The sequence below is a fragment of the Acinetobacter sp. ANC 3903 genome (assembly GCF_002135315.1).
Taxonomy (GTDB): domain Bacteria; phylum Pseudomonadota; class Gammaproteobacteria; order Pseudomonadales; family Moraxellaceae; genus Acinetobacter.
Window position 1 is genome coordinate 11782 of record NZ_NEGA01000010.1, and the last position, 13283, is coordinate 25064.

The window sequence follows — 13283 nt, forward strand, 5'->3', positions numbered from 1 at the left end:
ACGATGTTTGAAAAGATTTTAATTGCCAACCGTGGTGAAATTGCCTGCCGTGTGATTCGTACAGCAAAAAAGCTGGGGATTGCCACCGTTGCGGTCTATTCCGATGCCGATGCTCAGGCACAGCATGTCAAACTGGCCGATGAAGCGATCTATATTGGTGAATCGCCAGCAGCACAAAGCTATTTGCAAATTGAACGCATTATTCAGGCAGCCAAAACCACAGGCGCCCAGGCGATCCATCCGGGTTATGGTTTCCTGTCTGAAAATGACCAGTTTGCCCTAGCCTGTCAGGACAACAATATTGTCTTTATTGGCCCTCCTGTCGATGCCATCTTGGCGATGGGTCTGAAAGCCACCTCTAAAGTGCTGATGGAAAAAGCCGGTGTACCTTTAACTCCGGGTTATCATGGCACCAATCAGGATGCAGATTTCCTGAAACAGCAGGCAGACAATATTGGCTATCCGGTACTGATCAAAGCCAGTGCTGGAGGTGGTGGTAAAGGCATGCGTCTGGTGGAGCGCAGTGAAGACTTCTTAAGTTCACTGGCATCCTGTAAAAGTGAAGCACGTTCCAGCTTTGGCAATGAAGATGTGCTGATTGAGCGCTATGTGATTCAGCCACGTCATATTGAAGTACAGGTTTTTGGTGATACCCACGGCAATTATGTGCATCTATTCGAGCGTGATTGCTCGGTGCAACGTCGCCACCAGAAAGTGCTGGAAGAAGCCCCTGCACCCAAAATGCTAGAACATAAACTTGAAGCCATGCGCCAGGCTGCGATCGATGCTGCGCGTGCAGTGAATTATGTCGGTGCCGGTACGGTAGAGTTCATCGTTGAACAGGATGGCACGGCTTATTTCATGGAAATGAATACCCGTTTGCAAGTTGAACATCCGGTGACTGAAATGATTACCGGTCAGGATCTGGTGGAATGGCAACTCCGTGTCGCCTTCGGTGAGCCTTTACCTAAACAGCAACACGAATTGCAGATTCACGGTCATGCACTGGAAGCGCGTGTCTATGCTGAAGAGCCAGAAAAAGGCTTTATTCCTGCGATTGGCCAGATCAGCTATTTACATTACCCAACGCAAAATGACAGCGTGCGTGTGGATAGCGGCATTGTCGAAGGCGATGAAATCAGCACTTATTATGATCCGATGATTGCCAAACTGATTGTATGGGGCAAAAACCGTGAAGCAGCTTTAACCCAGATGCATCATGCACTCGGTCAGTTCCATGTTGATGGTTTAGGAAATAACATTGCTTTTCTGGATCGTCTGGTACTGTGTGAGTCATTTAAAAATGCACATTTGGACACAGGCCTGATTCAGCGTGAAGAAGAGTTTTTACTCAAGCCTTCTACTGAAATCAGTGCCGAGTTGGTGGCCAGTGCTGCACTGATTGAACTGCTATCGCGCCAGGCACAAAATCCGGTTCCGAGTAATCCGGTCTGGCAGCAGAAGCCGTTCTGGCGCCTGAACCAGCAAAATGCATATACAGTACAATTGCAACGCAATGGCATTAATCTTAAAGTTCAGTTCAGCACTCAGGATCAAGGCTTTGTGGCCAACTACAATGGTCAGCAGATTCAGCTTCAAGGTCAGTTCATTGATGCGCATACTTTAGCGCTACAACTGGCGGGCAAACAGCAAAAATTGGCCTTTAGCCAGACTGAACATGGCATTACCCTGTTCCACAATGGTCAGACGCATAAATTCGATTACCTAAAGTCTGATTTTAATAGCCAGGATGAACAAGGTACTGAAAATAACCTGACTGCACCAATGCCGGGTGTGATCACGCAAGTGCTGGTGGCTGCCAATGACAAAGTCAAAAAAGACGATGTATTGATGACTTTGGAAGCCATGAAGATCGAATATTCGATTCGTGCCCCACATGACGGCATCATCGCAAGCTCATATTTCCAGAAAGGTGATCAGGTCAAAGCCGGTGATGAGCTGGTGGAATTCCAGCCACTGACGGAGGAAGTTGCATGACTGATTTCGTCAAAATTGTAGAAGTCGGGCCACGCGATGGCTTGCAAAACGAAAAAACACCTTTAACGCTAGATGACCGTAAAAACCTGATTCTGGATTTGATGAAGACCGGTCTACAGGCGATTGAAGTCGGCTCCTGTGTTTCAGCCAAATGGGTGCCACAAATGGCCGACAGCGATGCGCTATTTGCCAGCTTGCCCAAAGACCCGAACATTCAGTTCAGTTTGCTCACGCCGAACCTGAAAGGTTTTGAAGCCGCTTTGGCGGTGGGTTGCAAGGAAGTTGCGGTCTTTACCGCAGCGTCCGAAAGCTTCACCCGCAAGAACATCAACTGCTCGATTGATGAAAGCTTTGAGAAGTTTTCGGATGTGATGGCAGCAGCCAAAGCCAATGATATTAAGGTACGTGGCTATGTCTCCTGTATGGTGGACTGTCCTTATGAAGGTGCCATTGATCCGAAACAGGTGGTGAAAGTCACGCAACGTTTGCTGGAGATGGGCTGTTATGAAGTATCGCTGGGTGAAACCATTGGCACGGCCACTCCGGATCGGGTGAAAAACGCCTGGGAAGCTTGTTTGGCTCAGATCGATGCCAAGGTTCTGGCGGGACATTTTCATAATACCTATGGCATGGCCATCGCCAATATTTACCAGTCGCTATTACAAGGCATTCGGGTATTTGATTCTTCCATTGCTGGCTTAGGTGGCTGCCCTTATGCCAAAGGCGCTTCTGGCAATGTTTCAACTGAAGACCTGTACTACCTGCTCTCGAATATGGGCTTTGAAACCGGTATTCAGCTGGATGCCCTGATGCAGGCCAGCCGTAATATCAGTGAAGTCTTACAGCGCAACAATCCATCTAATTATGCCAATGCCTATTGGCAAAAAGCCTGTGCTTGAAAATAAGCTTGCTTGAGCAAAATGATCTCAAACAAGCCATAAGGATATAAACAGCAGATTAAAGTCTGCTACAACAATAATAGAGGTGACAAGATGTCAAATAAGGTTTATGACAGCGCTCAATCCGCCTTAAAGGATGTGGTGCAAGATGGTCATACTCTGGCTGTCGGTGGTTTCGGCCTATGTGGTATTCCGGAAGCTTTGATCGCAGCTTTAAAAGAAACAGGTGCTAAGCAACTAACCTGTATTTCCAACAATGCCGGCGTTGATGGATTTGGCTTGGGACTCTTGCTGGAAACCAAACAGATTAAAAAAATGATTTCATCTTATGTGGGTGAAAACAAGGAATTCGAACGTCAATATTTAAATGGCGAACTGGAAGTTGAACTGACCCCACAGGGTACACTGGCAGAAAAATTACGCGCTGGCGGTGCCGGTATTCCGGCATTTTATACTGCAACCGGTGTAGGTACTGTCATTGCTGAAGGCAAGGATGAACGTGAATTTAATGGCAAGTCCTATATTCTGGAAGAATCATTAACGGCTGATGTCGCTCTGGTGAAAGCCTATAAGGCCGATAAAGCCGGCAATCTGATTTTCCGTAAAACTGCACAGAACTTTAATCCGGTGTGTGCCATGGCCGGCAAAGTCACCGTTGCTGAAGTAGAAGAAATTGTCGAGATTGGTGAGCTTGATCCCGATGAAATTCATCTACCCGGTATTTATGTGAACCGAATTGTCTTAAATACCCAACCGGAAAAACGTATTGAACAAATGACCTTAAAGGCGGAGGCTTGATCATGGCTTGGACACGTAATCAAATGGCGCAGCGCGCCGCACAAGAGCTTGAAGATGGTTTCTATGTCAATTTGGGAATCGGCCTGCCAACACTGGTTGCTAACTACATTCCAGAAAACATCAACGTCTGGCTGCAGTCCGAAAATGGCTTGCTCGGTATTGGTGAATTTCCAACGGCCGATACCGTGGATGCTGACCTGATCAATGCCGGGAAACAGACAGTAACTGCCCGTAAAGGCGCATCTTTCTTTTCCAGTGCAGACTCCTTTGCCATGATCCGTGGCGGTCATGTCAATATCGCCATTTTGGGGGCCATGGAAGTGTCTGAAAATGGCGATCTGGCCAACTGGATGATTCCGGGTAAAAAAGTCAAAGGCATGGGCGGTGCCATGGATCTGGTCGCTGGCGTGCAAAAAGTCGTGGTCTTGATGGAACACTGTGCCAAAGATGGTACGCCTAAAATAGTTTCACAATGTAGCCTGCCGCTCACCGGCCAGGCTGTGGTCAACCGGATCATTACCGATTTGGGTGTACTCGACATTACGCCACAAGGCGTACAACTGGTCGAACTGGCACCGGATGTGAGTTTTGAGGAAATCCAGAAAGTCACCGGTGTGCCTTTGCTCCGAAACGCAGCCTGATTTTCCCAGCCCTTAAAATAAAAATTTTAAGGGTTTCTTTATGCCAAACGTGAACAACCGCAAGCCAAAACCAATGCTAAAGGTGAAGTCGAAATTAAATTCGAACAAGCCGGTATCTATTTAATGACTGCATCTTATCCGGAAGCAAATCCGGATGCCACTAAAAAGCCGGCAACAGATAGTTTTACTTATGGCTTGACTGTTGAAGTCGCTGAATAATGTTTATAAGTAGATAAAATCTAAAAATGATGCATATAAGAAAGCCCCTATTTGAGAATAGAGGCTTTCTTATATGAATCGCTATAGAAGATTAAAAGTTATAGATCGCTACAACGTTCAGGCGGTTATCTTCACCGGTTTTACTGCCGTTTGGTGCGGCACCAAATGCTTCACGTTCACCATAGACGTATTCAAGGCCAAAACTTAAAGGCTTGGTTGGGCTATAGAAAACATTTGCCCATGCCTGCCAAAGTTCTTTGTTGGCTTTGGTTTTATCTGCAAGAGCGGCAATATAGTTTTGATCTTCTTCAAAACTCATATAACCATAACCTAGTGTACCGTGCAGTTTGTCACTGAATTTTTGAGTCACACCGACCATAATTGAATCAAATTCACTTTGAACGAGACTACCATCTGTCCGGGCAACTACACCGCTATTGGTAAATGATACGAAGCTGCTGTCCCCTTTCACATGGTAGTAATCGGCTTTTAGGGTCGTTCCCGGCACCACATCATATTTGGCTCCCACACCTACGCCCCATGCCATTTCTTCTGCAGAATTGATACGCTTTTCATGGCCCATCGCACGTGCACTAACATTCAAGTTATCTGCAAACTGGTGATTTAAACGTGCAGTGAGTGCAGGTAAACGCTGACTCACGGTGCTGTCTTTAGGATCTTCTGCTGCAACAACTAAATTGGTTTGTGGATTAAATTTAGCGGTATAACGAACTTGCGGTGTACGTTTTACAGCACCACCGACAAAAGCTAAAGCATCAATCGTTTCTGGCATATAATCTGGAATGGCAAAATTTGACCAGGTTTGACCCATTAACCAGTTTCCATAATTTAAGTAGGCATGACGAATGCGTAAATTATCGAGGTTTGCTCCACCCAAGAAGTCTACTTCGATTTTACCTTTTACGTCTTGCTCACCCACACTCATAGGGCTTTTGAAATCCAAGCCTAAACGTGTTGCAGAAAGAGTTGATCTTAAACGATCACTTTGTTCTGCATTGCCTTCAAGCGGTACGCCGTTAATTTGGTTATAAGGCATATCTTTCGCACCGCCTTCTACTTGATAGGATGCATCTAAACGCACATTACCATATAGATTAAACTCGGCACCTTTGGCAGTTTTTAGTACAGGGTTCGCTGGTGCGGCTGCAGCACTACGTTGTACGTTAGCAATTGCAGTTGCAGTTTGTGTATTTTGTACTTTTTGCTGCTCAACCAAACTGCGTAAAGCTTGAACTTCTTGTCTAAGTTGTTCAATTTCATTTTGCTGCTGGGTTTGTGCTTGAGCTGCAACACTCATGCCACCCATACTTAATGCAATCATGCTCATCATGAGCGTACGCTGCATTGTTGGTCGAACTGTTGTAGCTTGTAAATCAGTTGTTTGGGTTAATGTTTTCGCGTTCATCCTAAACTCGCTTGTTATTGTGCGATCAAATTTTAGCAACAGATCACCATCGCTTACGATGGCGAGCTATATCATTGATGACAGTAGGTTAATAAAAAGGTAAAGAAATTATTGAGTTGCTTTTTGCGCAACTGGATTGTTGTTCGCAATAGACTCTGTAAGATTTTTCGCATCTACAGAAGCTTTTAAGTTCACCATGAAGATTGCTAACGCCGCAATTACACCTGGAATCGCAATAGCCAAGAAGTTCATTTGGTGCGGTAAATTCATGGTTAATAATGCACCTGTTAATACTGGTCCAACGATTGCACCAATACGACCAATACCTGATGCCCAGCCCATACCTGTAGAACGTACAGTTGTTGGGTAGTACTGTGCTACAAAAGTATATAACAAGATTTGTGAACCAATGGTTGCTGCACCTGCTACTGCAATTAAGGTATACAACACGATTTGGGGGCTATTGAAACCAAGTAAAATTAACGCTGCTGAACCGCATACAAACATAATCGTGAGTACTTTTTTGATATGGAAACGGTCAGCCAATGCACCCCCACCAATCGCGCCAATCATGCCGCCAATGTTCAAGGCAAACAGGAAGATCATACTTGCACCAAGTGAGTAACCTGCTTGGATCATCAATTTTGGTAACCAGCTGCCTAATGCATACACCATCAATAAGCACATGAAAAATGCAATCCAGAACATGAAGGTACTGAAACTACGGCCTTGCTGGAATAACGCTTTGAGTGGAGCTTCGTCGCCTTTTAACACATCATTCAGGACAAATTGCGTATCTTTTTGAATGCTGAGTTGAGGCGCAATTTTCTGGATAATGCCATGCGATTTTACGGTCTGATTTTTCGCAGTTAAATACATCAACGATTCAGGCAGGAACATCCAGATCACCGGCAAAAGTAATAATGGCGCACCGGCAAGAAGAAACATGATTTTCCAGCCAAACTGCGGTACCAACCATGCACCCAATAATGCAGAGGACATTCCACCAATCGCATAACCACTAAACATCAGCGCAACGAGCGTGCTGCGGATACGTTTTGGTGCATATTCGGTCATGAGGGCGACCACGTTTGGCATCACGCCACCAATTCCCAAACCTGCCAAGAAGCGAAGAATACCGAACTCAGTAGGGTTGCTGGCAAAAGAACCTAAAAAGGTAAAGCCACTGAAAAGTGTTACACAGATCATAATGGTTTTTTTACGGCCAATTTTATCGGACAGGGTTCCGAAACTCATGGCACCAAACATCATGCCAAATAATGCGGTACTGGCCAGTAAACCCGCCTGTACTGTATTGAGTGCCCATTCCTGCATTAACAATGGTAGCGCTACTCCGTAAATCACCAGATCATAACCGTCAAAGATAATGATCATCAGGCACCAGAATAATACGCCCCAATGAAATGGTGTAAATTTTGCTTCATCAATCAATGTATTGATATTTATCTTATTGGACATGTTTCACCTCCTAATTGTGAAATCCTGTGAATGACCTCACAATGCAGAAAATGCGAAAAAATGTCCAAAACCGATTGCATATATATTCATACCTTAAAAGTTGTCTGAAAGCGCTGCAATACTTTAAAGATATCTGCAAAGGGCATTAATCAAGCTAAGTTCTTTTTTTATCATTCTTTTTATAAAAAAAATGCAGCGCATTACACCGGTTAGGATGAGCCTGCATAATGAAATGAGATGCCGCTGATTTTTTTCAGCCAGTCAAAAAATTGCGATGAATGGCGCTCGAAATTCAGATGATGCTACGGTCATAGGCAATGGCTTCCAGGTCATAGACCTGATAAATACAGTCAAATAGTGAACGGATATGCTCACTTTCATCCATGCTGCGAATGGCCAGAAAAATGGGGCTAACCGCGGCATCATCCAGTAAGGGAATATAATGCAGATGCGGTAACTGAATGGTTTTGGCACTTTCCGGGACAATGCAAATCCCTTCCCCTGCAGCCACCAGACCCAGAGCCAGCTGGATTTCACGCACTTCCTTCAAACTTTTTGGATCCAGACTATATTCTGAAAACAGCGATCTGACCTGGGTGGAAAAATTCGGTTTGGGATGGCTGGGATACAGGAACAGGTTTTCATCCACAATATCGGTCAGGAAAACTCCCTTTTTATGTTGCACGAGCGGATGGCTGGCATGCATGGCGACCATTAGCGGCTCTTCACGTAAAAGGATTCGTCTCACCGCAGGGTCAGAAATTCGTAGTCGACCAAAGCCTACATCTATCCGCCCTTCTTTAAGTGCTTGAATTTGATCTTTGGTGCTCATTTCAATCAGTTCAATTTTTAAATGCGGCTGCTGCTGACGGAATAAATACACTATTTTCGGCAATAAGCCATAAAGCAGCGAACCGACAAAACCCATGGTTACGGTTTTTTCGACCATCCCCACCCGTTTGGTCATGGCTTTAATTTCTTCTGCATTAGACAAAAGTTTAACCGCATGCTGATAAAAGAATTGCCCGGCTTCAGTGGTTAATAATGGTCGGCTACCCCGCTCAAAAAGCTGAATTCCCAGCTCTGCTTCAAGGTTCTGTATCTGCCGGCTTAAAGGTGGTTGAGCAATAAACAGTTTTTCCGCCGCTTTAGTGAAACTCTGCTCTTCTACGACGGCCACAAAGTAGCGTAAATGTCTCAGTTCCATGATCTTCTATACCTTTAAAGCATATTAAAATGCAAAATTGATCTTAGACAGTGAATATCTATTCTTTTAAGGTATATCACAAGAGATACACAAAGCAAGATTGAGAAGCTCAAAGATGTATAAATCCATAGAAACGTTGCTTGTCGAAATTCCAACCATTCGCCCACACAAGATGGCGGTAGCGACGATGCAGACCCAAACACTGGTACTGGTAAAAATCAGCACAGAAGATGGTTTTGTGGGCTGGGGTGAAGCGACAACCATTGGTGGACTAGGCTACGGTGACGAAAGCCCGGAGAGCATCAAGACAAATATCGATACCTATTTTGCGCCTCTATTGAAAAGCTTAACAGGGCTAAACGTTGCGCAAACTGTACAGACTTTAAAAAAGCATATCAATGGCAACCGTTTTGCCAAATGTGCCATTCAAACAGCCTTACTGGATATTCAGGCACAGCGTCTCGGTATTCCTTTAAGTGAACTGCTTGGCGGTCGTCTACGCAATAGCGTGCCGGTACTTTGGGTATTGGCTTCTGGCGATACCGAAAAAGATATTGCTGAAGCGAAGAAAATGATTGAGGCCAAACGCCATAACATTTTCAAGTTGAAAATCGGTTCACGTGCGGTCGAAGCCGATGTTGAGCATGTACTGGCCATTAAAAAGGCGCTAGGTCAAGACATTTCTATTCGCGTCGACGTTAACCGTGCATGGTCAGAGTTACAGGCCGTTAAAGGCATTCAGCTGTTGCAAGATGGCGGCGTGGACCTGATCGAGCAACCCTGCGCAATTGACAATATTGATGCCATGCAGCGTCTGACCCGTAAATTTGACATTGCCATTATGGCTGATGAGTCGTTGATGGGACCACAAACTGCATACCAGCTTGCCAAGTGCAACGCGGCATCAGTATTTGCAGTCAAAGTCGCGCAGTCTGGTGGACTGATGGAAGGCTGTGTGGTTGGCAAAATCGCCCAACTGGCTGGAATTGACCTGTATGGCGGCACCATGCTGGAAGGTCCTGTGGGCACGATTGCATCTGCGCACGTGTTCTCGACTTTTGAAAACTTGGCGTATGGCACAGAGCTGTTTGGCCCTCTGCTACTCACTGAACAAATTTTAAAAACCCCGCTTCAATACCAGAATTTTGAACTTGCCCTTCCAAAAGGTACTGGTTTGGGTATAGAGCTGGATGAAAACAAGATTGACAACTTACGTCGTCACTAATTGAAGATCAAGGAGTTTCACATGCTTTTTCAGGTACGTATGGACGTGAACATTCCACTGGATATGCCAGCGGAAAAGGCCAATGAAATTAAAGCAGTTGAAAAAGCTTATTCACAGGATTTACAGCGCCAGGGTAAATGGCGACATATCTGGCGCATTACCGGTCAGTATTCCAACATCAGTATTTTTGATGTGGAGAGCAATGAAGAACTGCACAACATTTTGCAGGGTCTTCCGCTTTATCCATACATGAATATCGAAGTGATGGCTTTAAATCGTCACCCTTCTTCAGTTCGTGACGATGACAGCTGATCAATAAACTGGAAAGGGAACTAAATATTCCTTTTCTGTAAACAAAACGCAGTTCAAACAAGGAATGTGGCAGCCAGTGCTCTCAAAACAAACACTGAGAAACTAGCCACCCAAAGGCATACTTCCAAGGAGTAGTAAAATGGATCGTCAAACCATTGAAAATGTAGTTAAAGCTTGTAACGTGGACACTTCTGAAGGTCCAGTAGATGCGCGTTTACAACAAGTTGTTGTTCGTCTGGTTACAGACTTTTACCAAGCCATTGAAGATCTTGATCTTAGCCAATCTGAAGTTTGGAAAGGTGTTGAAGCGCTTATCGACATGGCAAAAGCTGATGAGTTTGCCCTTTTGGGTTCTGCAATCGGCCTGGAACACTTCCTGGATCTTCGTGCTGATGAAGCTGATGCGAAAGCAGGCTTGACCGGCGGTACTCCTCGTACCATCGAAGGTCCTCTATATGTTGCTGGCGCACCTGAATCTGTAGGTTTCGCTCGCATGGACGACGGTACTGAAGAAGGCAAAATCGCAACACTCATCATCGAAGGTAAAGTAACTGACACTGATGGTGAAGTTCTTTCTGGTGCTAAAGTTGAAATGTGGCATGCGAACAGTAATGGTAACTACTCTTACTTCGACAAAACTCAATCACACTTCAACCTTCGTCGTACCATCCTTTCTGATGAAAATGGTCACTACACTGCACAAACCACGATGCCTGTAGGTTACGGTTTGAACCCGGAAGGTCCGTTACAACACATGTTGAACAAACTTTCTCGTCATGGCCAACGCCCTGCACACGTGCACTACTTTATTTCTGCTCCTGGTCACCGCAAGTTGACAACTCAGTTCAACATCGAAGGCGACAAGTACCTTTGGGATGACTTCGCATTCGGTACACGTGAAGGTCTGGTTGCAACTGCTGTAGACGTTACTGATGAAGCTGAAATCGCACGTCGCGGTTTGAAAGGTCCTTTCAAACACATCCAGTTTGACGTTGTACTTCAAAAAGACAAAGAAGGTGCTCCTTCTACTGAAGTTGAACGTCGCCGCGCAAGCGCTTAATGACCTCATGATAGGAAATCGAGATGTCAGTTTAATGACATCTCGGTGACTTGCCCAAAGTTGGACAGTCGGAGAACGGACATGCCTCGTATCCCAGTAATTAACACCAGCCATCTTGATCGTATTGATGAACTTTTAGTTGACGATTTTGAAAGTGGCGAATTTAAGCTTCACCGTTCTGTATTTACAGATCAAGCCCTGTTTGACCTAGAGATGAAATACATCTTTGAAGGCAACTGGGTTTATTTGGCTCATGAAAGCCAGATTCCAAACAACAACGATTTCTATACCACTTACATTGGTCGTCAGCCAATCATCATTGCACGTAACCGTCAAGGTGAACTGAATGCAATGATCAATGCCTGTTCTCACCGTGGTGCACAATTGTGCCGCAACAAGAAAGGCAACAAAGCGACTTATACTTGTCCATTCCACGGTTGGACCTTTAACAACTCTGGTAAGTTGTTAAAAGTTAAAGATCCGGCAGATGCAGGCTATTCAGACTGCTTCAACAAAGACGGTTCGCATGACTTGAAAAAAGTAGCCCGTTTTGAAAGCTATAAAGGTTTCTTGTTTGGTAGCTTAAATCCGGACGTTCCTTCACTGGAAGAATACCTGGGCGAAGCGACTAAAATCATTGACATGATTGTCGGTCAGTCTGATGAAGGTCTGGAAGTGTTACGTGGTTCTTCGACTTATACCTATGAAGGTAACTGGAAGTTGACTGCTGAAAACGGTGCCGATGGTTACCACGTGTCTGCTGTACACTGGAACTACGCTGCAACAACTCAGCAACGTAAAGAAAAAGAAGCGGGTGACAATATCCGTGCGATGAGCGCAGGCTCATGGGGCAAACAAGGCGGTGGTTCTTACGGCTTTGAACACGGTCACATGCTGCTTTGGACTCAATGGGCCAACCCGGAAGACCGTCCAAACTTTGCCAAGAAAGATGAATATACCGAGCAATACGGTGAAGCGATGGCGAAATGGATGATCGAACGTTCACGTAACCTGTGCCTCTATCCAAACGTGTATTTCATGGACCAGTTTGGTTCACAAATCCGTGTATTACGCCCTCTTTCTGTCGATAAGACTGAAGTGACCATTTACTGTATCGCACCTAAAGGTGAAGCACCGGAAGCACGTGCACGCCGTATCCGTCAGTACGAAGACTTCTTTAACGCATCAGGTATGGCAACCCCAGACGATCTTGAAGAATTCCGTGCCTGTCAGGCGGGCTATGCGGGTATCGCGCTGGAATGGAACGATATGTGCCGTGGTTCTAAACACTGGATCCAAGGTCCGGATGATGCTGCCAATGAAATCGGCTTAAAACCAAAATTGTCTGGCATTAAAACTGAAGACGAAGGTTTATACCTGGCTCAGCACCAGTACTGGCTAGAACTGATGAAAAAAGGCATTGCTATTGAGAAAGAAATTGCGGCATCTACTGAAGGAGAAAACGCATGAGCGACATCACTTTAGAAAAAGTTGCGCAGTTCCTGTATCAAGAAGCCCGCTTTTTAGATGATGAGCAATGGGATGACTGGTTAAAGTGCTACGCCCCTACTGCATCTTTCTGGATGCCGTCATGGGATGATGATGACAAGCTGACCACAGACCCACAGTCTGAAATTTCTTTGATTTATTATCCGGACCGTCAAGGTTTGGAAGACCGTGTGTTCCGTATTAAAACTGAACGTTCGTCTGCAACCATGCCAGACACACGTACTAGCCACAACCTTAGCAACATTGAAATTGTTGAACGTGATGGCGACAAGGTAACGGTTCGTTTTAACTGGAATACTTTGAGTTTCCGTTACAAAACCAACTACAGCTACTTCGGTATGTCACGTTATGTGATCGATTTTTCAGGCGACAAACCACAAATTTTAAGCAAGTACGTGGTGCTGAAAAACGATTACATCAATCAAGTCATTGATATTTATCACCTCTAAGACTGTTGATACAGCAAGGTAACCCCTTTCAGCTATATGGAAATTTGGCTGAAAGGTTCAG

12 protein-coding genes and 1 pseudogene are annotated in these 13283 nt (G+C 45.1%); 10 read left to right on the plus strand and 3 right to left on the minus strand.

Going from position 1 to position 13283, the window contains the following annotated elements; translation table 11 throughout:
• Positions 1-3 precede the first annotated feature (3 nt).
• The 5 genes and pseudogenes from B9T29_RS09280 to B9T29_RS09300 all read left to right on the plus strand — a co-directional run.
• Positions 4-1998, plus strand: a complete 1995-nt coding sequence (locus tag B9T29_RS09280; RefSeq protein ID WP_086175653.1) for an acetyl/propionyl/methylcrotonyl-CoA carboxylase subunit alpha — start codon at positions 4-6, stop codon at positions 1996-1998.
• Positions 1995-2897 carry a hydroxymethylglutaryl-CoA lyase gene (locus B9T29_RS09285; RefSeq protein WP_086175654.1) on the plus strand — a complete coding sequence of 301 codons (903 nt, stop codon included), beginning with the start codon at positions 1995-1997 and terminating at the stop codon, positions 2895-2897. The genes B9T29_RS09280 and B9T29_RS09285 overlap by 4 nt, the downstream gene beginning before the upstream one ends.
• A 93-nt stretch (positions 2898-2990) precedes the next feature.
• Complete coding sequence (locus B9T29_RS09290) at positions 2991-3695, plus strand: CoA transferase subunit A (protein WP_086175655.1); 705 nt, start codon at positions 2991-2993, stop codon at positions 3693-3695.
• Between the two features lie 2 nt (positions 3696-3697).
• Positions 3698-4336 (plus strand): CoA transferase subunit B, encoded by a 639-nt coding sequence (locus tag B9T29_RS09295; protein ID WP_086175656.1) that lies wholly within the window; start codon positions 3698-3700, stop codon positions 4334-4336.
• A gap of 42 nt (positions 4337-4378) precedes the next feature.
• Positions 4379-4555, plus strand: a pseudogene (locus B9T29_RS09300) (DUF4198 domain-containing protein); the annotation flags it as partial.
• Between the two features lie 91 nt (positions 4556-4646).
• Here B9T29_RS09300 and B9T29_RS09305 read toward each other — a convergent pair.
• The 3 genes from B9T29_RS09305 to B9T29_RS09315 form a co-directional block, all read right to left on the minus strand.
• Positions 4647-5981, minus strand: coding sequence for a DcaP family trimeric outer membrane transporter (locus tag B9T29_RS09305; protein ID WP_086175657.1), 1335 nt, complete (start codon positions 5979-5981; stop codon positions 4647-4649).
• A gap of 108 nt (positions 5982-6089) precedes the next feature.
• Positions 6090-7460 (minus strand): MFS transporter, encoded by a 1371-nt coding sequence (locus B9T29_RS09310; RefSeq protein ID WP_086175658.1) that lies wholly within the window; start codon positions 7458-7460, stop codon positions 6090-6092.
• A gap of 292 nt (positions 7461-7752) precedes the next feature.
• The gene (locus tag B9T29_RS09315; protein WP_086175659.1) at positions 7753-8667 is read right to left on the minus strand and encodes a LysR family transcriptional regulator; all 915 of its coding nucleotides are present in this window, start codon (positions 8665-8667) and stop codon (positions 7753-7755) included.
• A gap of 115 nt (positions 8668-8782) precedes the next feature.
• On the opposite strand from B9T29_RS09315, the gene B9T29_RS09320 reads away from it, so the two are divergent.
• The 5 genes from B9T29_RS09320 to benB all read left to right on the plus strand — a co-directional run bounded on the left by B9T29_RS09320 (position 8783) and on the right by benB (position 13222).
• Positions 8783-9892: a muconate/chloromuconate family cycloisomerase gene (locus B9T29_RS09320; protein WP_086175660.1), complete on the plus strand. Its 1110-nt coding sequence runs from the start codon at positions 8783-8785 to the stop codon at positions 9890-9892.
• A 21-nt stretch (positions 9893-9913) separates the two neighbouring features.
• Positions 9914-10204, plus strand: a complete 291-nt coding sequence (gene catC, locus B9T29_RS09325) for a muconolactone Delta-isomerase (RefSeq protein ID WP_086175661.1) — start codon at positions 9914-9916, stop codon at positions 10202-10204.
• A gap of 139 nt (positions 10205-10343) precedes the next feature.
• Complete coding sequence (catA, locus tag B9T29_RS09330) at positions 10344-11264, plus strand: catechol 1,2-dioxygenase (RefSeq protein ID WP_086175662.1); 921 nt, start codon at positions 10344-10346, stop codon at positions 11262-11264.
• 81 nt (positions 11265-11345) lie between these two features.
• Entirely contained in the window at positions 11346-12734 is a 1389-nt protein-coding gene (benA, locus tag B9T29_RS09335; RefSeq protein WP_086175663.1) for a benzoate 1,2-dioxygenase large subunit, read from the plus strand.
• Entirely contained in the window at positions 12731-13222 is a 492-nt protein-coding gene (gene benB, locus B9T29_RS09340) for a benzoate 1,2-dioxygenase small subunit (protein ID WP_086175664.1), read from the plus strand. Before benA ends, benB begins: the two co-directional genes overlap by 4 nt.
• Positions 13223-13283: the final 61 nt, after the last annotated feature.